The following is a 22,268-nucleotide window of genomic DNA, read 5'->3' on the forward strand; positions in this document are numbered from 1 at the left end:
GGCTCGGGCACCCGGCGGCACGGGCGCGGTCAGTCGGGCCGGCGGCCGAGGGCCTCGACGGTCTCGGCGGCCAGGGCGATGCCGGCGCCGCTGTAGAGGTTGAAGACCGTCCGGACCCCGTGGCCGCGCAGCTCCTGCACCTCGTCGTCGTACTGCGCCACGGCGGCCACGACCCCGTCGAAGCCCGTGGCGCTCAGCTGCTGGAGGGCCACGAGGTTGGAGCCGTGGAAGGGCATCGCCAGCACGGCGACCTGCACGTGGCCGGTCGCGATCACCCGCTCCCAGAACTCCTGGTCGGTCGCGTCGGCCTCCTGGACGTCGATCCCCTGCGCCCGCAGCCGCTCCACGCGGTCCGTGGCGTTCTCGATGCCCACCACGGAGAAGCCGTGCTCCTCGGAGAGCTCCCGGTAGGCCGCCTGCCCCACCCGGCCCATGCCGAGCACGAGCACCGTGGCGTGGCTGATGTCGATGGGACGGTCCTCCGGGTGCAGCCGGTCGTCCGGGTGCTCCGGGAGCCGCCGGGCGAGGGCGCTGGTCAGGGAGGAGCCGCGCCGGTTGACCAGGGCCGAGATCACGAAGCTCAGGGCGACCGCCACGGAGAGCATCACCAGCCAGTCGTCGTCGAACATCCCGGCCGAGACGCCGATGGCCCCCACGATGAGGGCGAACTCCGAGTGGTTGCCCAGCGCGAGGCCCGTTCGCAGCGACGTGCGGCGGCGCAGCCCGAACAGCCACAGCAGCAGCACGAACAGCATCGCCTGGACCGGCAGGAGGCCCAGGAGCAGCACGCTCATGGCGAGCATCTCGAGGGTCGGCATCCCGTGGAAGCCGATCGAGACGAAGAACGCCACCAGCAGGAGGTCCTTGAGCGTGAACAGGGTGCGGGACAGCTCGCCCGCGTTGGCGTGCGAGGCCAGGAGCATGCCGACGAGCAGCGCCCCGAGATCCCCCTTCAGGCCCACGGCCGAGAAGGCGATGTAGCCGGGGACCAGGGCCATGGCGACGCCGAACAGGGCCTGCAGCTCCCCGTGGCCGATGCCGTCCCAGATCCGGCGGAACACCCACGCCGCCGGCAGCAGCAGCACCAGGGCCAGGGCCCACGGGCTCGGCGGGTGCTCGCTCGTGACGGTGATGAACGCTACGGCGGCGACGTCCTGGATGATGAGGATGCCGATCGCCACGCGCCCGTAGAGCGACGTCGTCTCGCTGCGCTCCTCGAGGACCTTGAACACCAGGACCGTGCTCGAGAAGGACAGGGCGAACCCGGCCAGCAGCAGCGCGCTGAGGTTCTCGCCCGGCAGCTGCAGCCCCACCAGCATCAGCAGGCCCAGGAGCCCCGCCCCGAGCGCCGTGCTCAGGACCAGGTGGATCCCGGCCGTCCCCCAGACCTCCCGGCGCAGCAGCGACCGGGCGTCGAGCTTGAGACCGATGCCGAACAGCATGAGGGTCACGCCGACGTCCGCCAGCTGGTCGAGGGCGGGGAGCCGCTCCACGCCCAGGCCGTTGAGCACGAAGCCGGCCGCGAGGAACCCGATCAGGGGCGGCAGCCGCGCGAGGACGGCCAGGGCACCGGCCCCGAAGGCGACGACGAGATAGATGGCAACCGTGGACACAGTCAGCTCCCTCGCCGGCCGGTGGTGTGGTCCCTCCAGTCTAGGGCGGGCGCCCCCGGGGACCGGCGCGGCCCCGAGCGCCTACAGTGGTCGCAGCACAGCGCAGCGAGGGAAGGACCGGAGCATGCACGAGAGCCAGCGGCCCGGCGCCGCCGCGTCCGCCCCGACGCGCTCCCAGCGGCTGGACCGGCTGCCGTTCACCACCGAGCACCGGAAGCTCCTCGTCGGCTCCGGCGTCGGCTGGGCCCTGGACGCCATGGACGTGGGCCTGATCTCGTTCGTGATGGCCGCGCTCGCCCAGGAGTGGGGCCTGGGCTCCGGGGAGCTGTCCCTGCTCGCCTCGATCGGCTTCGTGGGGATGGCCGTGGGCGCCAGCCTCGGCGGGCTGCTGGCCGACCGGCTCGGCCGGCGCCAGGTCTTCGCGCTGACCCTGCTGGTCTACGGCACGGCCACGGGCGCGTCCGCGCTCGTCGGGTCCCTCGCCGCGCTGGTGGTCCTGCGGTTCGTGGTGGGCCTCGGCCTCGGCGCCGAGCTGCCCGTCGCCTCCACCCTCGTCTCCGAGTACGCGCCCCGGCGGATCCGCGGCCGCGTGGTGGTGGTCCTCGAGTCCTTCTGGGCCGTCGGCTGGATCCTCGCCGCCCTCGTGGGCTACTTCGTGGTGCCGTCCTCCCCGGACGGCTGGCGATGGGCGCTCGTCGTCGGACTCGTGCCGGCCCTCTACGCCGTGGTGGTGCGCCGGGCCCTGCCGGAGTCCGTGCGCTTCCTCGAGCACCGGGGCCGGACGGACGAGGCCGAGGCCGCGGTGCGCCGGTTCGAGCGGGCGCGGCCGCTGGGCCGCTCCCGGGCCGAGACCCCCGAGCAGCCCCGGGCGGCCGAGGCGGCCGGTCAGCGCCCGGCGGAGGACGCGAGCGGGATCTGGGCCCCGTCCCTGCGGCGGCGCACGGCGGCGCTGTGGACCGTCTGGTTCTGCATCAACTTCGCCTACTACGGGGCGTTCACCTGGCTGCCCACCCTGCTGCTCCAGCAGGGCCTCACGCTGACGACCTCCTTCGGCTACGTCCTGGTCATCACGCTCGCCCAGCTGCCCGGCTACGCCGCGGCCGCCTGGCTCATCGAGGTCTGGGGCCGCCGGATCACCCTGGCCGTGTTCCTCGGAGGCTCCGCGGTGAGCGCCCTGCTCTTCGGCATCGTCTCGATGGGCGACATCGTGCTCCCGTGGCAGGTGATCGGCTCCGGCATGGCGCTGTCCTTCTTCAACCTGGGCGCGTGGGGGGCCCTGTACGCGATCGGCCCCGAGCTCTACCCCACCGCGCTGCGCGGGACGGGGACCGGGGCGGCGGCGGCGTTCGGCCGCGTCGCCTCGATCCTCGCCCCGCTGGCCGTGCCGGCGCTGCTCGCGCTCGGCGGGGAGCGCTACGACGTCGTCACCGTCTTCGCCGTCTTCGGCGCCGCCTTCCTCGTGGCCGCCCTCTCCGCGTTCGCCCTGCCCGAGCAGCGGGGACGGGCCCTGCAGTGAGCTCCCCGGCCGTCCTGACGGACCGCGAGATCGGCCTCGCCCGGCTCGCGGCCCACGGGCTCGTGCGCCCGGAGGACGTGGCGCCCGAGGACGTGGTGCGCGCCCTTGGCGCCGTCCAGGCCCAGGACCTGCCCGGCGCCCTGGTGTCGGTCGCCCTGCGGCGGGCCGGCGGCTCCGGCGGCCTGCGGCAGGCCTTCGACGACGGCCGGATCGTGCGCACCTGGCCCATGCGCGGGACCCTGCACCTGGTGCCCGCCGAGGACCTGCGCGCGTGGCTGGCGGTCCTGGGTCCCCGCACCGTCGCCTCGACGGCCGCCCGGCGCCGGGCCCTGGGCATCGACGAGCGGCTCGACGCGGCCAGGGAGACCGCCCTCGCCGCGCTGCGCCGCGGCCCGCAGCCCCGTGAACGCCTGCACGCCGCGTGGGAGGAGGCCGGGCTGCTGGGCGAGCCGGGCCGGGCCTACCACCTGATGCTCGCCCTGCACCTGGACGCGACCCTGTGCCTGGGCCCGCTGACCGCGGACGGCCGGGACCAGCTCGTGGTGCCCGTCGCGGACTGGGTCCCCGCCGCGGGGGAGGAGGCGGCCGTGCCCGGGGGAACCGCCGGCGGCACCCCGCCCGTCGTCGCCCGCTGGGTGCGCCGGTACCTGCGCGGCCACGGCCCGGCCTCAGTCGCGGACGCCGCCCGGTGGGCGGCCCTGCCGCGCTCCGCGGTGCGCGCCGCGCTGACCCGGGCCGACGGTGTCGTGGCGGTGCACGACCGCGCCGGCCGCGAGCTGTGGTGCGCCCCCGAGGTGCTCGAGGGCCCCGCACCCGGCGGGTCCCGCGCCGCCGGGGTCTTCCTGCTGCCGCCCTTCGACGAGTACGTCCTGGGCTACGGGGACCGCTCCCACGTGCTGGCCCCGGCCCACGCGGCCCGGATCGTCCCCGGCGGCAACGGGGTCTTCAAGCCCACCCTCGTGGCGGGCGGGCGGATCGTGGGGACCTGGGGGCGCGTGCGCCGCGCCGGGGGAGCCGAGCTCGTGCTCGACCCGTTCGAGGAGCTCTCGGCGGCCCGCCGCACGGCCGCCGAGCGGGCCTTCGCGCGGCTGCCGGCGCTCTGAGCCGAGACGAAGCCGGTATGGGTCCAGGGGCCCGGGAGGTGGTCCGGCTCACCAGGCGCTCGATAGGGTGAGGCCATGATCAACCCCGCCCGCCTGCACTCGGACCTCTCCCGCCTCGGCCGCGAGACCGAGATGTTCCTGGCCACCACCGCGTCCCTGTCCGACGACGAGCTGGCCGCCCCCTCGCTGTGCGAGGGATGGCGCCGCGCCGACGTCGTCGCCCACCTCGCCTCCAACGGGCGCGCCCTCGTCAAGCTCGTCGACTGGGCCGTGACCGGGCAGGAGCAGGCCCCCTACGCCTCGATGGAGGCCCGGAACCAGGACATCGCCGACCTGGCCGCCCTGCCCCGCCAGGAGCTGGTCGAGAAGGCGCGCGAGTCGGCCGCCTACTTCGCCGAGCAGGCCCAGCGGCTGACCGGGGAGCTCGCGGTCGAGGAGGTGCACCTGCACGGCAAGGTGATCCCCGCGACCTCGATCGTGGCGCTGCGCATCGCCGAGGTCGTCGTCCACCACCACGACCTCGACACCGCCTGGACCATCGAGGAGGCCGACCCCGACTCGCTGCTCAACGCCCTCGAGGCCGCCGTGCGCACCATGCGCGCCAAGGGCGCCCCCGGCATGACGCTGGTGACGGAGGAGCGCGACGAGTGGGTGATCGGCGACGGCGCCCTGCGCGTCGAGTCCGACCGGGAGGGCCTGCTCGAGTGGCTGGCCCGCGGCGACGGCGAGAACGTCGAGGCCGACGGCCCGCTGCCGGTGCTGCCCTCCTGGTGACCGGACGCCCCGTGCGCGGCGCGCAGCCGGCGCCGCGCCGGACGGGCGGACGGGGGGAGTCGGCGGGGTCACAGCCGCCCGGGGTGCCGCCGGGGCGGCGCCGCGGGGTAGAATGGTCTACGGCCCGCTGAGCGGGCGCTCCCGCCCGGGTCCCTCCGGGTGCGCGGCGGCGCCCCGGCCGCACCCATCGGGAGGGCTGCACCTCCCCCCGCATCTCCACCCGAAGAGAGACCCACGCGTATGCCTGTCACCTCCACCACCGCCCAGCGCGCCGACCTCCGCAACGTGGCCATCGTGGCCCACGTCGACCACGGCAAGACCACCATCGTGGACGCGATGCTCCAGCAGACGCACGCGTTCTCCGCCCACGGTGAGGTCGAGGAGCGCGTGATGGACTCCGGTGACCTGGAGCGCGAGAAGGGGATCACGATCCTCGCCAAGAACACCACGGTGTTCTACGACGGTCCCTCCGCCGAGGGGGAGACCATCACCATCAACGTCATCGACACCCCCGGCCACGCCGACTTCGGCGGCGAGGTCGAGCGCGGCCTGTCCATGGTCGACGGCGTCGTGCTGCTCGTGGACGCCTCCGAGGGCCCGCTGCCGCAGACCCGCTTCGTGCTGCGCAAGGCCCTCGAGGCCAAGCTCCCCGTGATCCTCGTGGTCAACAAGGTCGACCGCCCGGACGCCCGGATCGAGGAGGTCGTGCACGAGTCCATGGACCTGCTGCTGGGCCTGGCCTCGGACATCTCCGAGGACGAGCCGGACCTGGACCTGGACGCCGTCCTGGACGTGCCCGTGGTCTACGCCGCGGGCCGTGACGGCCGGGCCTCCCTGACGCAGCCCGAGAACGGCGGCCTGCCGGACAACGAGGACCTCGAGCCGCTGTTCGCGACCATCATCAAGCACGTCCCCGCGCCCTCCTACGACCCCGAGGGCGTGCTCCAGGCGCACGTGACCAACCTGGACGCCTCCCCGTTCCTGGGCCGTCTCGCCCTGCTGCGCATCTTCAACGGCACCCTCAAGAAGGGCCAGACCGTGGCCTGGGCGCGCGCCAACGGCGAGCTCAAGAACGTGCGGATCTCCGAGCTGCTGGCCACCAAGGGCCTGGACCGCGTCCCGGCCGACTCCGCCGGCCCCGGCGAGATCGTGGCCGTGGCCGGGATCGAGGACATCACCATCGGCGAGACCCTCACCGACCCGGAGAACCCGCAGCCGCTGCCCCTGATCACGGTGGACGACCCCGCGATCTCCATGACCATCGGCATCAACACCTCCCCGCTGGCCGGCCGCACCAAGGGCACCAAGGTCACGGCCCGCCAGGTCAAGGACCGCCTCGACAAGGAGCTCGTCGGCAACGTCTCGCTCAAGGTGCTCCCCACCCAGCGCCCCGACGCCTGGGAGGTCCAGGGCCGCGGCGAGCTGGCCCTGGCGATCCTGGTGGAGCAGATGCGCCGCGAGGGCTTCGAGCTGACCGCGGGCAAGCCCCAGGTCGTGACCAAGACCGTCGACGGCAAGGTGCACGAGCCCTACGAGCACATGACGATCGACGTCCCCGACGAGTTCCTCGGCGCCGTGACCCAGCTGATGGCCGGGCGCAAGGGCCGCATGGAGGCCATGGCCAACCACGGCACCGGCTGGGTGCGGATGGAGTTCAAGGTCCCCGCCCGCGGGCTGATCGGCTTCCGCACCCGGTTCCTCACCGAGACCCGCGGCGCCGGCATCGCGTCCTCCTACGCCGACGGCTACGAGCCGTGGGCCGGGGACATCGAGTACCGCACCAACGGCTCGATGATCGCCGACCGCGCCGGCGTGGTCACCCCGTTCGCCATGATCAACCTGCAGGAGCGCGGGTCCTTCTTCGTGGAGCCCACCTCCGAGGTCTACCAGGGCATGATCGTGGGCGAGAACTCCCGTGCCGACGACATGGACGTGAACATCACGAAGGAGAAGAAGCTCACCAACATGCGTGCGGCCTCCTCCGACACCTTCGAGAACCTCACGCCCCCGCGCAAGCTGACCCTCGAGGAGTCCCTCGAGTTCGCCCGCGAGGACGAGTGCGTGGAGGTCACCCCGGACGCCATCCGCATCCGCAAGGTGATCCTCGACGCCAACGAGCGGATGAAGGCGCACCGGGCCCGGGCCCGCGCCTGACCCCGGACCGCAGCAGCACCGCGCAGCAGGCCCGGCCGTGACCCAGCCCGTCCCGTACTACCCCGAGCAGGGCGTCCTCGTGCGCGAGGACGCCCTGCCGGGGCTGCTGCCCCCGGGCCTGCGCCCGGAGGACGCCCGGCTCCTGTTCGTGCACGCCCACCCCGACGACGAGTCCATCGCCACCGGCGCCACCATGGGCCGCTACGCGGAGCTCGGCGCACGGGTCGTGCTGCTCACCATGACCCGCGGCGAGCGCGGCGAGGTCATCCCCGAGCCGCTGCACGCCCTCGAGGTCGGCCGGCCGGGGTGCACCGACGACGGCACGGCCCTGGGCCGCCACCGGGTCGGCGAGCTCGACGCCGCCGCGGCCCGCCTGGGCGTGGCCGAGCGCTTCTTCGCGGGGGAGCCCCCCGCCCTGGACCCCGCCGTGGGCTTCGCCGGCGGCACGGGCCACTACCACGACTCCGGCATGTCCTGGGGCCCGGACGGGCGGGCCGCCCCCGCCGAGGACTCCTCGCCGCACAGCCTCACCGCGGCCGCGGCCGACGAGGCCGCCGCCCACGTCGCCGCGGCGGTCCGGGCCGTGCGCCCGCACGTGCTCGTCACCTACGACGACGACGGCGGCTACGGCCACCCCGACCACGTCCGCACCTCCGCCGTCGCGGTGCGCGGCGCCGAGCTGGCCGCCCGTCCGGGCGCGGACGCCGACGGGGAGCCCGTCGACCCCTGGCGCACCCCCCTCGTGTGGGCCGTCGAGGGCGAGGCGCGGTCCGAGGACCCGCGGCCGCAGGCCGCGGTGCACGGCTCCGCCGGGCGCAAGCGGGCCGCCATGGCCGCCCACGCCACCCAGCTGGTGCTCTCCGGGGACGGCTCGCGCTTCGCCCTCTCGAACGGGGTGTGGCAGCCCTTCAGCGCCCTCGAGACCTACCGGCTGCTCGCCGGGGACCCGGACGCGGTCGCCGCGGAGGAGGAGACGCCCGGTCGCGCCCGGGCATCCGTGCTCTCGGCCCTCGTGACGTCCGTCGCGGCCGGGGCCGTGGCGGCGTCCGTGGCCACGGTGCTGCACAGCGCCGTCTGGTACGCGCCCGCCGGGTGGTGGCTCCCGTGGGGGCTGCTCTTCGCGACCGCCCTGCTGCTCAGCGTGTCCCTGTGGGTCGGCACCGCGACCCGCCGCGTGTGGGCCGCCGCCGTGCCGGGGCTGACCGGCTACCTCGTCTCCTGGCTCTTCGCCTACGGCGGGGACGGTTCCGTGATCGTCGTGACGGACCCCGGCACGCCCGTGGGGATCCTGGGGCTGGCCTGGTTCGGGCTGGTCTTCGCGACGACCCTGCTGTCCGTGCTCGTCACGGCCCGGTGGCTGCGCGCCCGCCGGCGCAGGACCGGCGCGGGCTGAGCCCCCCCGGCGCCCGCCTGGGCGGAGCCCGGTGCTCAGGCCCCCCGGGGCCGGCGCCGCGGCGGCGCGGGCGGGACCACCCGGGCGGCCCGGATCCCGCCGGCGCCGATCAGCACGTCCCCCCGGCGGGTCCGCACCGTGACGGACTCCTCGTCGGCGGCCAGCAGCTCGCCCAGCGCGTCGGTGAGCGGCAGCCCGGAGGCGTCGTCGGCCGGCAGGGCGTAGCGCACGCTCACGCGCGTACCAGCCGGCAGGCCGGTGAGCAGGCCCAGCGCCGAAGATGACGTCCCGGACGGCGATGTTGAGCCGGATGTCGGATGCTCCATGGCTGTCATCCTAGCCAGGGCACCGTGGCTAGACTGGTCGGAGCAATCCCAGGAGAAAGGTTCGAACCGCCGTGACCTACGTCATCGCCCAGCCCTGTGTCGACGTGAAGGACAAGGCCTGCGTCGAGGAGTGCCCCGTCGACTGCATCTACGAGGGGGAGCGCTCGCTCTACATCCACCCCGACGAGTGCGTGGACTGCGGTGCGTGCGAACCGGTGTGCCCCGTCGAGGCCATCTACTACGAGGACGACACCCCCGAGGAGTGGGCCGACTACTACAAGGCGAACGTCGAGTTCTTCGACGACCTCGGCTCGCCCGGTGGCGCCGCGAAGCTCGGCAACACGCACACGGACCACCCCATGATCGCGGCGCTGCCCCCGCAGAACCAGGACGTCGCCCTGTGACGCAGGGGGACCGTTCCTTCGGCCTCGCCCTGCCCGACTACCCGTGGGACACGATGGCCCCGTACCGGGCTGTCGCCGCGGAGCACCCCGGTGGGGTCGTGGACCTGTCCATCGGCACGCCCGTGGACCCCACGCCCCTGGTCGTCCAGGACGCGCTGGCCGCCGCCGCCGACGCCCACGGCTACCCGACCACCCACGGCACCCCCGCCCTGCGCGAGGCCGTCGTCGCCTGGTACGCGCGGCGCCGCGGCGTGACCGGCCTGGACCCCGCCGCGGTCATGCCCACGGTCGGCTCCAAGGAGCTGGTCGCCTGGCTGCCGCTGCTGCTCGGCCTGCGCCCCGGCGACGTCGTCGTGCGGCCCACGGTCGCCTACCCGACCTACGACATCGGGGCCCAGCTGGCGGGCGCCGAGGCCGTGGCCGCGGACGACCTCGACGAGCTCGACGACGACGTGCGCTCCCGCGTGCGCATGGTGTGGCTGAACTCGCCCGCCAACCCCACCGGCATCGTCCGGGACGCGGCGTCGCTGCGGCGGGTGGTCGACCAGGCCCGCGCCCTCGGGGCCGTGGTCGCCTCCGACGAGTGCTACGCCGAGCTCGGCTGGGGCGCCTGGGACGTCCAGCAGGGCGGCGCCCCGGTCCCGTCGGTGCTCGACCCCCGGGTCAGCGGCGGGGACCACTCCCTGCTGCTGTCCGCGTACTCCCTGTCGAAGCAGTCCAACGCCGCCGGCTACCGGGCCGCGTTCCTCGCCGGCGACCCCCGGCTCATGGCGAGCCTCGTCAACTCCCGCAAGCACGCCGGGATGATCGTGCCCGCCCCGATCCAGGAGGCCATGCGGGCCGCCCTGGGCGACGACGCCCACGTCACCGCCCAGAAGGCGCTCTACCGGTCCCGCCGCGAGCGGCTCGTCCCCGCGGCCGAGGCCTTCGGGCTGCGGGTCGAGCACTCCGAGGCCGGGCTCTACCTGTGGTGCACGGCGGGGGAGGACACCTGGACCACGGTGCAGCGCTTCGCGGAGCGGGGCGTCGTGGTGGGCCCGGGGGTGTTCTACGGCACGGCCGGCGAGGGGTACGTGCGTCTCGCCCTGACCGCCACCGACGAGCGCATCGACGCCGCCGTGGAGCGGCTCGGCCGCGCCTGACACGGTCCCCGGCGCCGCCGGGATTGGTCGCGGCGCGGACGGAGCAGGTAGGTTGGACCCTGACGATCGCTGTGTCCCGGGACACGGCCGTGCTGCGCCGACGGTGGCGCCCGGCGCGGCGACCACGGGCACCGGACACCGACATCCACTCGCGGAGGACGAACATGACTGAGTCTGCACAGAAGACCGGGACGGCCCGGCTCGACTACGGGAACGGAAGCCCCCTCGAGCTGCCCCTCCAGGACGCCACCGAGGGCAACCGCGGCTACGCGATCACGAACATGCTCAAGGAGACCGGCAACGTCGCCTTCGACCCCGGGTTCATGAACACGGCGAACGCGCGCTCCGCCATCACCTACATCGACGGCAACAACGGCATCCTCCGGTACCGGGGCTACCCGATCGAGGAGCTCGCCCAGCACTCCAGCTTCATCGAGACCGCCTACCTGCTCATCTACGGCGAGCTGCCCTCGCCGTCCGAGCTCGAGGACTTCGACACCCGGATCCGCCGGCACACCATGGTCCACGAGGACCTCAAGAGCTTCTTCAACGGGTTCCCGCGCAACGCCCACCCGATGCCCGTGCTGTCCTCGGCCGTCTCGGCGCTGTCCACGTTCTACGGGGACTCCCTCGACCCGTTCGACCAGGAGCAGGTGGAGATCTCCACCATCCGGCTGCTCGCGAAGGTGCCCACCCTGGCCGCCTACGCCTACAAGAAGTCCAAGGGCGAGCCGATGCTCTACCCGCAGAACGACCTCAGCTACACGGAGAACTTCCTGCGCATGTGCTTCGGCGTGCCCGCCGAGGACTACGAGATCGACCCGGCCATGGCGAAGGCCCTGGACGTGCTGCTGATGCTGCACGCGGACCACGAGCAGAACTGCTCCACCTCCACCGTCCGGCTCGTGGGCTCCTCCCACGCCAACATGTTCGCCTCGGTCTCCGCGGGCATCAACGCCCTCTACGGCCCGCTGCACGGCGGCGCGAACGAGGCCGTGCTCGCAATGCTCAACCGGATCGAGACGCAGGGCGTGACGCCCGAGGACTTCATGGAGCAGGTCAAGAACAAGGAGTCCGGCGCCCGGCTCATGGGCTTCGGCCACCGGGTCTACAAGAACTACGACCCCCGGGCCCGCATCGTCAAGGACTACGCCCACGAGATCCTCGAGAAGCTGGGCGGCAACGACCAGCAGCTCGAGATCGCCATGCGGCTCGAGGAGAAGGCCCTCGCCGACGACTACTTCGTGGAGCGCAAGCTCTACCCGAACGTCGACTTCTACACGGGCCTCATCTACAAGGCGATGGGCTTCCCCGAGAAGATGTTCACCGTCCTCTTCGCGATCGGCCGGCTGCCCGGCTGGATCGCCCAGTGGCGGGAGATGATCGAGGACCCGGAGACCAAGATCGGCCGCCCGCGCCAGCTCTACGTGGGCGAGGGCGAGCGGCACTACCCGCAGCGCTGAGCAGTCCCGGCACCGGCGGACGCCGGGCCCGTCCCCTTCGCGGGGCGCGGGCCCGGCGTCCGCCGTTCCGCGCCGGCGCCCGCCCCGGTAGCGTGGTCGCATGAGCGAGCAGCGGCACACCCCGGACCGGATCACCGAGCTCGGCCCGGACGACGTCTTCGTCTTCGGCTCCAACGCCCGGGGCGCCCACCTCGCGGGCGCGGCGCGCACGGCCGTCGAGCGCTTCGGCGCCGTCCCGGGCCGGGGGCACGGCCTGCAGGGGCGCTCGTACGCGATCGACAGCATGAGCGGGCTCCCGGAGCTCGAGCGGGAGGCGGCCGCGTTCGTGGCCTTCGCCCGGGAGCACCCCGAGCTGACGTTCTGGCTCACCCGGGTGGGCACGGGCATCGCCGGCCACGACGAGCGGCGGGCGGCCGCCCTGTTCGCCGACGCCCCGCCGAACGTGGTCCGGCCCCGGGGCTGGTGAGCCCCGGGCCGGACCGGCGCTCAGGCGCCCGCGGCGTAGCCCTCGGGGTTGCTCCGCTGCCAGTTCCAGTGGTCCCGGCACATCGTGTCGAGGTCCCGGTCGGCGGACCAGCCCAGCTCGGCCAGGGCCGTCGACGGATCGGCGTAGGACACCGCGGCGTCGCCGGGCCGCCGGTCCGTGATCTCGTAGGGGATGCTGCGCCCGGAGGCCCGCTCGAAGGCGGCGTGCACCTCGAGCACCGAGTAGCCCTTGCCCGTGCCCAGGTTCCAGGTGCGCACCCCGCCGTGCTCGGTGATGTGGTCCAGGGCCCTGAGGTGCCCGTCGGCGAGGTCCACCACGTGGATGTAGTCGCGCACGCCCGTCCCGTCGGCGGTCGGGTAGTCGGCGCCGTACACCTTCAGCTTCTCGCGCCGGCCCACGGCCACCTGGGCGATGAACGGCAGCAGGTTGTTCGGCACGCCCGAGGGGTCCTCGCCGATCCGCCCGGACTCGTGGGCGCCCACCGGGTTGAAGTAGCGCAGCAGGGCGACGTTCCAGGACGGGTCCGACGCGGCGAGGTCCACGAGCATGTCCTCGATGTGCTCCTTGGTCCGCCCGTACGGGTTCTGCGCGTCCATGGGCTGCTTCTCGGTCAGCGGCATCTCCTCGGGGGCGCCGTAGACCGTGGCCGAGGAGGAGAACACGATGGACCGGCAGCCGTGGGCCCCCATGGCGTCCAGCAGGTTGAGGGTGCCGGCCACGTTGGTGCGGTAGTACCACAGGGGCAGCACGGCCGACTCGCCGACGGCCTTGAGCCCGGCGAAGTGGATCACGGCCTCCGGGCGGTGCTCCGCGAACAGGGCGTCGAGTCCCGCGGGGTCGAGGAGGTCGACCTCCGCGAACGCCTCGACGGCGCGTCCCGCGAGCTCCTCGACCCGCTCCAGCGAGGTCCGCGAGGAGTTCGCGAGGTTGTCCATCACGACGACGTCGTGCCCGGCCCCCAGCAGGGCGAGGACGGTGTGCGAGCCGATGTAGCCGGTTCCCCCGGTGACGAGAATCTTCATGGCCCCAGCGTATCGGCCGGGCCGCGGCGGTCCCGTCAGCGGCTCGCGAGGACCACCACGACGTCGTCGGGCGGGGGAGCGCCCTCCGGGTGCGCCTCGGCGGCGTCCACCCACCCCGGGGCGGGCGCGAAGCGGGCGGTGCGCTGGTCCGCCCGGACCCAGCTGCGCCCGTCGAAGGACACCTCGGCGACGCCCAGCGCGTCCGCCTGCGCGACCGCCCAGTGCGCCGCGGCCCAGCCCGCCGGCTCCCCGGGCGCCGGCACGACCACCCGGTCGCCGTCCGTGCGCGGGGCGGGCACCGCCGTGCGGAACGCGTCGCGGAGGGCGTCGGCCGCCCGGCGCGGGTCCCCGGGGTGCTCGGGGTCGTGGAGCACGCAGTTGAGCGAGCCCTCCGTGGCGCCGGTCAGGCTGCCGGCGAAGGCCCGGGCGAGGCCTTCGTGCCGCGCGTACGCCTCGGGGTGCCCGGAGCGCTGGACCGCCTGCGCGGCGTCGGTGACGGACATCGTCCGGTAGTCGAGCTCGGCGAGGCCGTCGTAGAAGGCGGCCGTGGCGTGGGCCGGGTCCATGATCTGCTCGACCGTGCCCCAGCCCTGGGAGGGGCGCTGCTGGAACAGCCCCACGGAGTCCCGGTCCCCGTAGTCGATGTTGACCAGCTGCGACTCCTGCATCGCGGTCGCCAGGGCCACGACCGCCGCGTACGGGTCGGTGCCGCGCGCCACGGACTCCGCGGTGATCAGGGCGGCGTTGGCGGACTGCTCCGCGGACAGGGCGTGCCGCTGCCGCTGCCCGTCCCCGTCCGTGCTCGCGACCACGCACCGGGGCTCCCCGGCAGAGGGCCGGCCCGCGCGCAGCTCCACGGCCACGAGGACCCCCGCCGCGAGCACGGCGCCGACGAGCAGGAGCACGAACAGCGGCAGCCGCAGCGACCTGCTGCGGCGGCCGGGGACGGGGGAGGACACGGGCGCTCCTGGGCGGACGGGAGGACGGGCGGGGGGGCGACGGGCGGGCAGGGACGGGTGGACGGGCGACGCCGCGCAGGGCGGGGCGGGCCCGTCCTGCGCGGCGTCGGGCGGCGGGGCGGGGCCCGACGCGCTCAGTTGGCGTGCAGCGCCGCGTTGAGCTCCACGGTCCCGCCGGCGCGGGGCAGCACCTCGACGGCGCCGGTGAGGGAGTTGCGGCGGAACAGCAGGTTGGACAGGCCCGAGAGCTCCGAGGCCTTGGCCGTGGACCGCTCGCCGTCGGAGTGCACGCTCACCCGGGTGCCGGCGGTGACGTAGAGGCCGGCCTCGACCACGCAGTCGTCGCCGAGGGAGATGCCGACACCGGAGTTGGCGCCGAGCAGCACGCGCTCGCCCACGGTGATCCGCTCCTTGCCGCCGCCGGAGAGGGTGCCCATGATGGAGGCGCCGCCGCCCACGTCCGTGGCGTCGCCCACGACCACGCCGGCGCTGATCCTGCCCTCGACCATGGACTGGCCCAGGGTGCCGGCGTTGAAGTTGACGAAGCCCTCGTGCATCACCGTGGTGCCCTCGGCGAGGTGGGCGCCGAGCCGGATCCGGCTGGCGTCGCCGATCCGCACGCCCGCGGGGACCACGTAGTCCACCATCCGCGGGAACTTGTCCACGCTGTGCACGGTCACGTGCCCGCCGGAGGCCTTCATCCGGAGCAGCGCGAAGGTCAGCTCCTCGGCGAGCACGGGCCCGCGGTCCGTCCAGGCGACGTTGGCGAGCAGGCCGAACACGCCGTCGAGGTTCAGGGTGTTGGGCCGCACGAGGCGGTGGGAGAGCAGGTGCAGGCGCAGGTAGGCGTCCGCGGCGTCGGCGGGCGCGGCGTCGAGGTCGATCGAGGTCTCGACGATCTCGCTGCGGACGTTGCGGTCGGGGTCGGCGGTGGCCGCGAGCCGCAGGTCCGCGTCGAGGGAGGTGTCGACCGCGTCGGAGAGGGACGGGGCGGGGTACCAGACGTCGAGGACGGTGCCCTCCTTGGGGCCCGAGGCCACGACGGTGGCCAGGCCGAGTCCGGAGGCGGGACGAGAGGTGGAAGAAGTCATGGCCTCCATCCTACGGGGGACGCCGGGACGGGGCCGACGGGCGGCTGCGGCCTCCCCGTTATGCTGGCAGCCATGATCGCACCGGAGCTGGACCTCGCCGCGGACCCCGCCGACCTGACGGCCGCCCTCATCGACATCGCGTCCGTCTCGGGCTCGGAGGGCCCCCTGGCCGACGCCGTCGAGGCCGCGCTGCGCCGGCTCCCGCACCTCACCGTGCACCGGGACGGGGACGCCGTGGTGGCGCGCACCGACCTCGGCCGCGCCGAGCGGGTGGTGCTCGCCGGCCACCTCGACACCGTGCCCCTGCCGACCACGCCCGGCGCCCGGGGGACCGTGCCCGCCACGTGGACGCGGGCCGACGGCGACCGGGTGCTCTACGGCCGGGGTGCCACCGACATGAAGGGCGGCGTGGCCGTCCAGCTCGTCCTGGCCGCGGCCCTGACGGCGCCGAACCGGGACATCACCTACGTCTTCTACGACCACGAGGAGGTCGACGCCGACGCGAGCGGGCTGGGCCGGCTCCAGCGCCACGCCCCCGAGCTGCTCGAGGCGGACTTCGCGGTGCTGCTCGAGCCCACCGACGGGACCGTGGAGGGCGGGTGCAACGGCACGATGCGCTTCCGCATCACCACCACCGGCCGTGCCGCCCACTCGGGGCGGTCCTGGATCGGGGAGAACGCGATCCACAAGCAGGCCGACGTCCTCGCCCGTCTGGCGGCCTACGAGCCGCGGACCGTGGCGGTGGAGGGGCTCGAGTACCGCGAGGGGCTCAACGCGATCCGGATCGGCGGCGGCGTGGCCGGCAACGTGGTCCCGGACACCGCCCACGTGGAGATCAACTACCGCTTCGCCCCGGACAAGAGCTCCGAGGACGCCGTGGCGCACGTGCGGGAGGTGTTCGCCGGCTACGAGATCGAGCTCACGGACCTCTCCCCGGCGGCGCGCCCCGGCCTGGACCGTCCCGCGGCCGCCGCGTTCGTGGCCGCGGTGGGCCAGGAGCCCAAGCCCAAGTACGGCTGGACGGACGTGGCCCGCTTCTCGCAGATGGGCGTGCCCGCCGTGAACTTCGGCCCCGGCGACGCCCTGCTGGCCCACACGGACGACGAGCACGTGAGTGCCGACGCGGTCCGGGAGTGCTGCCGGGCCCTGGCCGCGTGGCTCACGGCCTGAGCGGCGTCAGACGGTCGTCTCCTCGGCGGCCATGGGCCCCTCGGCCGGCTTGGTCCGGCCCGCGGTGCGGAAGCTGAGGAACCGCGACAGCCACGCGGCCAGCAGGGTCAGCAGGTAGTTGATGAGCACGAAGACCAGCGCCACCACGAACAGCGTCTGCAGGATGTTGCCGTCCCCGGAGCCCAGGCGCCGAGCGCTCGCGAGCAGCTCCGGGTAGGTGATGATGTAGCCCAGCGCGGTGTCCTTGAGGATCACCACGAACTGGCTGACCATCGAGGGCAGCATCGCGGTGAGGGCCTGGGGGAGCTCGATCATCCGCAGGGACCGGGAGGGCGTGAGCCCGATGACCAGGCCCGCCTCGCGCTGGCCCTTGGGCAGCTGGTGCACGCCGGAGCGGATGAGCTCGGCGATGACCGACCCGTTGTAGAACATCAGGCCCAGCACCACGGCCCAGAACGGCACGTTGGCGGGCTCGACCAGGCCGGCGCGGCCGATGCCCAGGTAGAAGAAGATCATCATCACCAGCACGGGCACGGCCCGGAAGAACTCGACCACCACGGTGCAGACGAAGCGCACCGGGGCCAGCTGGGAGAGCCGGCCGAGACCGAAGACCAGGCCGAAGGCGATCGAGAGGGCCACCGCCAGCAGCGCGGCCCGCAGGGTCTCCCACAGCCCCGGGAGCAGGAAGTTCTCCCAGGCCCGGGCGGTGAGCAGCGGGGTCCACCGGTCGGCGTCCAGCTGGCCCTGCTCGGCGAGCGCGCCGAGGACCACCCAGGCGAGCGCGGCGATCAGCAGGACTCCCGCCACGTTGAAGAGCAGCGTGAGCCGGCGGGCACGCGGCCCCTGCACGTCGAAGAGGACGTTCTGGGTCTTGGCCATCAGCGCTTCACCGCCAGCTTCCGGGAGGCCCAGGTGGTCAGCAGGCCCACCGGGACGACGATCAGGACGAAGCCGAGCGCCACCACCAGGAAGATCGCGATGATCACGTCCGGGCGGAACTCGATCATGGTCTTCATGAGGGAGGAGATCTCGGTGACCGACGCGGCCGCGGCCACCGTCGTGTTCTTCGTCAGGGCGATCAGGGTGTTGCCGAGCGGGGTGATCGCCCCGCGCAGCGCCTGCGGGAAGACGATCAGCCGGGCCGCGGGCAGGAAGCTCAGCCCGATGGCCCGGGCCGCCTCGGCCTGCCCGGCCGGCACCGTGTTGACGCCGGAGCGGATGGCCTCGCAGACGAAGGCCGCGTGGTAGAGGCTCAGGCCGATCACGGCGTAGAGGAAGAAGTTCCGGTTGAAGTCCGAGGAGAGGTTGATGCCGAGCTGGCTCCACACGCCCAGGACCAGGAACACGAGGATGATCGTCAGCGGCGTGTTGCGGAACAGGTTCACGTACGTGGTGCCGAGCAGCCGCAGGGACGCGATGGGGGAGATGCGCATCAGGGCGATCAGGGCGCCGAGGACCGCCGAGCCGATCGCGGCCCAGAAGGTCAGCTGCAGGTTGACCCAGAACGCGCCCGGCACGTCGTACTGGGCGAACAGACTGGCGAAGTCGGTCAGATAGTCGTTCACGGGAGCTCCCGGGGATCGGGCAGGTCCTGGGTCACGGAAGGCCCCTTCGTCGCGGATCGGTCGGCGTGCTGCGCGGTCGCGGTCCCGTGGCCGGCCGGTCGCCGGCCGGCCACGGGGTGCTCACGCGTCCGGGGTCACTCGCCGCAGGGCTCGGGCTCCGGCGGGTTGAGCTCGGCGTTGTAGGTGTAGTCGGCGCCCTCGGTGTTGGCCGTGACGGCCTCCTCCCAGGCGCCCTCGTCGATCATCTTGGTGATGGCCTCGTTGACGGCCTCGCACTGGTCGGAGCCGTCCGGCAGGCCCACGCCGTAGCGCTCCTCGGAGAAGGTGTTGCCGACCACCTTGAACTTGCCCTGGTTGGCGTCGGTCGAGGCGAGGCCGGCGAGGATGATGTCGTCGGTGGTCACGGCGTCCACCTGGCCGGACTCGAGCGCCGTGAGGCAGTCGGCGTAGCCGGGCTGCTCGACGAGGTTGGCGCCGGGCTGGTCGTCCTTGACCTTCTGCGCGGAGGTCGATCCGGTCACCGAGCACAGGTTCTTGCCCTCGAGGTCGTCGGGGCCGGCGATCGAGGAGTCGTCGGTGCGCACCAGCAGGTCCTGGCCGGCCACGAAGTAGGGGCCGGCGAAGTCCACGGTCTGGTCGCGCTCCTCGGTGATCGAGTAGGTCGCGAAGATCATGTCCACCTGGTCGTTGGAGAGCATGTTCTCGCGGTTGGCGGAGGGGGACTCGACCCACTCTATCTGGTCCTCGGAGTAGCCGAGCTCGGTGGCGACGTACTTCGCGACGTCGACGTCGAAGCCGGTGTACTCGCTGCCGTCGCGGTAGCCGAGGCCGGGCTGGTCGAACTTGATGCCGATCCGCACGGACTCGCCCGAGCCGCCGCCCTCGCCGCCTGCACCGGACCCGCCGTCGTCGCCACCTCCGCACGCGGTGAGGGTCAGGGCCGCGGCCGCGGCCATCGCGGCCAGTCCGAGGGGCTTGCTGCTGCGCATGGTGTGCTCCTTGCTGTGGAGGTGGTGGCGTGGGTCGGAGGGTCGGGGGACGGTCAGTGGCCGAGGATCTTGCCGAGGAAGTCCTGGGCGCGCTCGGAGCGGGGGTTCGTGAAGAACTCCTCGGGGGTGTTCTCCTCGACGATCATGCCGTCGGCCATGAACACCACGCGGTCGGCGGCCTTGCGGGCGAAGCCCATCTCGTGGGTGACCACGATCATCGTCATGCCCTGCTTCGCGAGGGCGACCATGGTGTCGAGGACCTCGTTGATCATCTCGGGGTCCAGCGCGGAGGTGGGCTCGTCGAAGAGCATCACCTTCGGCTCCATGGCCAGGGCGCGGGCGATGGCGACGCGCTGCTGCTGGCCGCCGGAGAGCTGCGCGGGCAGCTTCTCGGCCTGGTTGTCGACCCCCACCCGGGTCAGCAGCTCCATGGCCTGCTTCTTCGCCTCGGCCGCCGACCTGCCCCGCACCTTGACGGGCCCCAGGGTCACGTTCTGCAGGACCGACTTGTGGGCGAAGAGGTTGAAGGACTGGAAGACCATGCCGACGTCGGCGCGCAGCTTCGCGAGGGCCTTGCCCTCCTCGGGCAGCCGCTTCCCGTCGATCAGGATCTCGCCGTCGTCGATGCTCTCGAGCCGGTTGATGGCCCGGCACAGGGTGGACTTGCCGGAGCCGGAGGGGCCGATCACGACCACCACCTCGCCGCGCTTCACCTCCAGGTTGATGTCCCGGAGCACGTGCAGGTCCCCGAAGTGCTTGTTGACGTGCGTCATGCGGACCAGGGCCTCGGCCGTCCCCGCGGTGGAGGAGGCCGGAGCGGCGGCCGGCGGAGTGGCGTGTGACATACCGGAAAGATATCCCAGATTCGTTCCGTGTGATGCCGAACACGTTGCAATCGTGTTAATTGCTTACCCGTCCGTAGAAATGTTGCGGCGCCCCGTCCCGCCCGGCGGCGCATAGCCTGGAGGGCATGACCGAGATCCTCGTGGTGCTGTCCGGGCTCGTGCTGCTGCTCACGGTCGTGGGCGTCGTGGTCCTCGGCCGCGACCGCCTCGCCGAGCGGGTCGTGCCCGCCCGGGACGGGATCGCCGTGGCGCGCGCCCCCGGGGCGCCGCTCGTGCTGCCCGAGCACCCGACGGCGGAGGACGTGGAGCGGATCGCGTTCTCCGTCCGGCGCCGCGGCTACGACCCCGCGGAGGTCCACGCCGTGCTGGCCCACCTCGCGGACCGGCTGCCGCCGCCGGAGGACCCGCCGTCCCGCCCGGTGCCGGGGGCGTGAGCGGCCGGACGGCCGTGGCCCTCCGGACGGCCGTGGCCCTCCGGTGGACCCGGGCTCCCTGGTGGGCACAGGCCCTGCTGGTCTGGGCGGCCTCCCGGCTCTGGGCCTGGGCCGTGTTCACCACGGTGGGCCGGCAGCAGGGCCCCGGTCCGTGGGGGGACGGCGCCCTGGGCTACCTCGAGTTCACCGGGACCTGGGACTCGGACTGGTACGAGCGCATCGCCCGGGAGGGCTATCCCGCGTCCCTGCCCCGGGACGCGGCCGGGCAGGTGCAGGAGAACGCCTGGGCGTTCTACCCGGTCTTCCCGATGGTCGTGCGGGCGGTCTCGACGGTCACCGGCGCGGGGTGGGACGCGGCCGCGTCGGCCGTGTCCCTGGCCGCGAGCCTGGGCGCCGTCCTGCTCGTCCACCGGCTGTTCCTCCGGCTCGCCCCTCCGGCCACCGCCCTGTGGGGTGTCGCGTTCGTCGCGTTCAGCCCGGTCGCCCCGGTGCTGCAGGTCCCCTACGCCGAGTCGCTGCACCTGCTGCTGCTCGCGGGCGCCCTGCTGCTGGTGGCCCGGGGGAACTACCTGGCGGCCGCCCCCGTGGTGCTCCTGATGTGCCTGACGCGCCCGGCGGGGGTCCCCTTCGCGGCGGCCCTGGGGATCACGTGGCTCGTGCGCTCCGTGCGCCGGCACCGGGCCGGGGAGCTGCGCCGCGCGGCGGAAGCCGTCGACGGGCTGTTCGGCCTCGCGGTCCTGGCGTGCGGCGCGGCCCTCGCCTGGCCGGCGATCGCGTGGACCGTCACGGGCGAGCCGACCGCGTACACCGACACCGAGACGGCGTGGCGGGGCGGGGGAGGGCTGGAGCCGGTGGTGCCCTGGTTCGACGCCGCCGCCGGGCTGTTCGGCCCCGTGCTCGGGCTCGCCGCGCCCGTGCTGCTGGTCGCGGGCGGGACGGTGCTGCTGGGCACCCGCGTGGTGCGGGAGCGGCTGGACCTGCTCACGCGTGTGTGGCTGGCGAGCTACGCCGTGTACCTGCTCCTCTTCCTGCACCCCCAGAGCAGCACCTTCCGGCTGCTGCTGCCTCTGTTCCCCCTCGCCCTGCCGCTGGCCGCGGTCTCGGACTCGCGCGCCTACCGGGTGGCCTGCGTGGTGTTCGGCGCGCTGCTCCAGCTCGTCTGGGTCGGCTGGCTGTGGCACTGGAAGCAGCTGCCCGGGGGCGGGGACTACCCGCCCTGATCCCGTCCGCACCCCGCGCCGGGCACGCCGACGCGGACCCCCGGGCGCCGGGGTGGTCCGGGTCCACGGTTGCGGCTCGGATAGGATGGGAGCCACACCAATCGAGGAAGAGGAGTTCCCACATGGCGGCCATGAAGCCGAGAACCGGTGACGGACCGATGGAGGTCACCAAGGAGGGGCGGAGCCTGATCATGCGGGTGCCGCTCGAGGGCGGCGGACGGCTGGTGGTCGAGCTGAAGCCGGCCGAGGCCGCGGAGCTCAAGGAGTGCCTGGCCGGCGTCACCGAGTGACCACCGGCGCGGACGGCGTGGTGCCGGGCCCCCCGCCGTCCGGACCCGTCCGGTCAGCGGCGGACGGCCAGCAGCAGCCCGGAGCCGGTCGTCAACAGGGCGGTGCTGAAGCGCTCGTCCTCCCGGAACAGCCGGTGCACGGCCCGCATCGTCCGGGTGTTCTCCTCGCGGTTGGCCGGCTGCGCCACCTTGTCCTGGGACAGGGCGTCGTTGACCACGAGCATCCCGCCCGGGCGCAGCAGCCGGACGGCCTCCTCGGCGTAGTCGAGGGTCCCCTCGGGGTCGGCGTCGAGGAACACGAGGTCGTA

23 protein-coding genes are annotated in these 22,268 nt (G+C 73.7%); 13 read left to right on the plus strand and 10 right to left on the minus strand.

Features of this window, described 5'->3' with window-relative positions:
• Positions 1-29 precede the first annotated feature (29 nt).
• Positions 30-1,613, minus strand: a complete 1,584-nt coding sequence (locus CK505_RS15205; protein WP_095651612.1) for a cation:proton antiporter family protein — start codon at positions 1,611-1,613, stop codon at positions 30-32.
• Positions 1,614-1,737: 124 nt separating this feature from the next.
• On the opposite strand from CK505_RS15205, the gene CK505_RS15210 reads away from it, so the two are divergent.
• The 5 genes from CK505_RS15210 to CK505_RS15230 all read left to right on the plus strand — a co-directional run bounded on the left by CK505_RS15210 (position 1,738) and on the right by CK505_RS15230 (position 8,553).
• Positions 1,738-3,129 carry an MFS transporter gene (locus CK505_RS15210; RefSeq protein WP_095651613.1) on the plus strand — a complete coding sequence of 464 codons (1,392 nt, stop codon included), beginning with the start codon at positions 1,738-1,740 and terminating at the stop codon, positions 3,127-3,129.
• Positions 3,126-4,232, plus strand: coding sequence for a winged helix DNA-binding domain-containing protein (locus tag CK505_RS15215; RefSeq protein WP_095651614.1), 1,107 nt, complete (start codon positions 3,126-3,128; stop codon positions 4,230-4,232). The genes CK505_RS15210 and CK505_RS15215 overlap by 4 nt, the downstream gene beginning before the upstream one ends.
• Positions 4,233-4,307: 75 nt before the next feature.
• Complete coding sequence (locus tag CK505_RS15220; protein ID WP_095651615.1) at positions 4,308-5,006, plus strand: maleylpyruvate isomerase family mycothiol-dependent enzyme; 699 nt, start codon at positions 4,308-4,310, stop codon at positions 5,004-5,006.
• A 240-nt stretch (positions 5,007-5,246) separates the two neighbouring features.
• Positions 5,247-7,160 (plus strand): translational GTPase TypA, encoded by a 1,914-nt coding sequence (gene typA / locus CK505_RS15225; protein ID WP_017833398.1) that lies wholly within the window; start codon positions 5,247-5,249, stop codon positions 7,158-7,160.
• Between the two features lie 37 nt (positions 7,161-7,197).
• Positions 7,198-8,553, plus strand: a complete 1,356-nt coding sequence (locus CK505_RS15230) for a PIG-L family deacetylase (protein ID WP_255250975.1) — start codon at positions 7,198-7,200, stop codon at positions 8,551-8,553.
• Between the two features lie 35 nt (positions 8,554-8,588).
• Here the strand turns inward: CK505_RS15230 and CK505_RS15235 are convergent, their stop codons facing one another.
• A complete protein-coding gene (locus tag CK505_RS15235; protein WP_229588650.1) occupies positions 8,589-8,879 on the minus strand; it encodes a hypothetical protein in 291 nt (96 codons plus the stop codon).
• Positions 8,880-8,950: 71 nt separating this feature from the next.
• Between CK505_RS15235 and fdxA the strand changes: the two genes are divergently transcribed.
• The 4 genes from fdxA (at position 8,951) to CK505_RS15255 (ending at position 12,354) form a co-directional block, all read left to right on the plus strand.
• On the plus strand, positions 8,951-9,283 hold the full coding sequence (gene fdxA / locus CK505_RS18700; protein ID WP_017833401.1) for a ferredoxin: 333 nt from the start codon (positions 8,951-8,953) through the stop codon (positions 9,281-9,283).
• Positions 9,280-10,425 (plus strand): succinyldiaminopimelate transaminase, encoded by a 1,146-nt coding sequence (gene dapC / locus CK505_RS15245; RefSeq protein ID WP_017833402.1) that lies wholly within the window; start codon positions 9,280-9,282, stop codon positions 10,423-10,425. Before fdxA ends, dapC begins: the two co-directional genes overlap by 4 nt.
• 164 nt (positions 10,426-10,589) lie before the next feature.
• Entirely contained in the window at positions 10,590-11,888 is a 1,299-nt protein-coding gene (locus CK505_RS15250) for a citrate synthase (RefSeq protein WP_017833403.1), read from the plus strand.
• 100 nt (positions 11,889-11,988) lie between these two features.
• Entirely contained in the window at positions 11,989-12,354 is a 366-nt protein-coding gene (locus tag CK505_RS15255; protein ID WP_095651616.1) for a hypothetical protein, read from the plus strand.
• 20 nt (positions 12,355-12,374) lie between these two features.
• Here the strand turns inward: CK505_RS15255 and galE are convergent, their stop codons facing one another.
• The 3 genes from galE to dapD all read right to left on the minus strand — a co-directional run bounded on the left by galE (position 12,375) and on the right by dapD (position 15,456).
• Positions 12,375-13,397: a UDP-glucose 4-epimerase GalE gene (gene galE, locus CK505_RS15260; protein ID WP_095651617.1), complete on the minus strand. Its 1,023-nt coding sequence runs from the start codon at positions 13,395-13,397 to the stop codon at positions 12,375-12,377.
• A 35-nt stretch (positions 13,398-13,432) separates the two neighbouring features.
• Positions 13,433-14,356 carry a hypothetical protein gene (locus CK505_RS15265; protein ID WP_017833406.1) on the minus strand — a complete coding sequence of 308 codons (924 nt, stop codon included), beginning with the start codon at positions 14,354-14,356 and terminating at the stop codon, positions 13,433-13,435.
• Positions 14,357-14,490: 134 nt separating this feature from the next.
• Positions 14,491-15,456, minus strand: a complete 966-nt coding sequence (dapD, locus tag CK505_RS15270) for a 2,3,4,5-tetrahydropyridine-2,6-dicarboxylate N-succinyltransferase (RefSeq protein ID WP_031282996.1) — start codon at positions 15,454-15,456, stop codon at positions 14,491-14,493.
• A gap of 51 nt (positions 15,457-15,507) precedes the next feature.
• Here dapD and dapE point away from each other — a divergent pair, with 51 nt between their 5' ends.
• On the plus strand, positions 15,508-16,617 hold the full coding sequence (dapE, locus tag CK505_RS15275; RefSeq protein ID WP_095651618.1) for a succinyl-diaminopimelate desuccinylase: 1,110 nt from the start codon (positions 15,508-15,510) through the stop codon (positions 16,615-16,617).
• A gap of 6 nt (positions 16,618-16,623) precedes the next feature.
• Here dapE and CK505_RS15280 read toward each other — a convergent pair whose 3' ends face one another.
• The 4 genes from CK505_RS15280 to CK505_RS15295 all read right to left on the minus strand — a co-directional run bounded on the left by CK505_RS15280 (position 16,624) and on the right by CK505_RS15295 (position 19,953).
• Complete coding sequence (locus CK505_RS15280; RefSeq protein ID WP_017833409.1) at positions 16,624-17,496, minus strand: amino acid ABC transporter permease; 873 nt, start codon at positions 17,494-17,496, stop codon at positions 16,624-16,626.
• Positions 17,496-18,182, minus strand: coding sequence for an amino acid ABC transporter permease (locus CK505_RS15285; RefSeq protein ID WP_017833410.1), 687 nt, complete (start codon positions 18,180-18,182; stop codon positions 17,496-17,498). The genes CK505_RS15280 and CK505_RS15285 overlap by 1 nt, the downstream gene beginning before the upstream one ends.
• A gap of 134 nt (positions 18,183-18,316) precedes the next feature.
• Positions 18,317-19,171 carry a glutamate ABC transporter substrate-binding protein gene (locus CK505_RS15290; RefSeq protein ID WP_017833411.1) on the minus strand — a complete coding sequence of 285 codons (855 nt, stop codon included), beginning with the start codon at positions 19,169-19,171 and terminating at the stop codon, positions 18,317-18,319.
• 53 nt (positions 19,172-19,224) lie between these two features.
• Complete coding sequence (locus CK505_RS15295) at positions 19,225-19,953, minus strand: amino acid ABC transporter ATP-binding protein (RefSeq protein ID WP_031282997.1); 729 nt, start codon at positions 19,951-19,953, stop codon at positions 19,225-19,227.
• A 188-nt stretch (positions 19,954-20,141) separates the two neighbouring features.
• Between CK505_RS15295 and CK505_RS15300 the strand changes: the two genes are divergently transcribed.
• The 3 genes from CK505_RS15300 to CK505_RS15310 all read left to right on the plus strand — a co-directional run bounded on the left by CK505_RS15300 (position 20,142) and on the right by CK505_RS15310 (position 21,960).
• Positions 20,142-20,450: a DivIVA domain-containing protein gene (locus CK505_RS15300; RefSeq protein ID WP_035927412.1), complete on the plus strand. Its 309-nt coding sequence runs from the start codon at positions 20,142-20,144 to the stop codon at positions 20,448-20,450.
• On the plus strand, positions 20,447-21,670 hold the full coding sequence (locus CK505_RS15305) for a hypothetical protein (RefSeq protein ID WP_095651619.1): 1,224 nt from the start codon (positions 20,447-20,449) through the stop codon (positions 21,668-21,670). Before CK505_RS15300 ends, CK505_RS15305 begins: the two co-directional genes overlap by 4 nt.
• A gap of 122 nt (positions 21,671-21,792) precedes the next feature.
• Complete coding sequence (locus CK505_RS15310; RefSeq protein ID WP_017833415.1) at positions 21,793-21,960, plus strand: DUF3117 domain-containing protein; 168 nt, start codon at positions 21,793-21,795, stop codon at positions 21,958-21,960.
• Between the two features lie 53 nt (positions 21,961-22,013).
• Here CK505_RS15310 and CK505_RS15315 read toward each other — a convergent pair.
• The coding region (locus CK505_RS15315; RefSeq protein WP_369680092.1) for an O-methyltransferase at positions 22,014-22,268 on the minus strand (255 nt) is incomplete at its 5' end.

This window comes from Kocuria sp. WN036, from assembly GCF_002287015.1.
Taxonomy (GTDB): Bacteria; Actinomycetota; Actinomycetes; order Actinomycetales; family Micrococcaceae; genus Kocuria; species Kocuria rosea.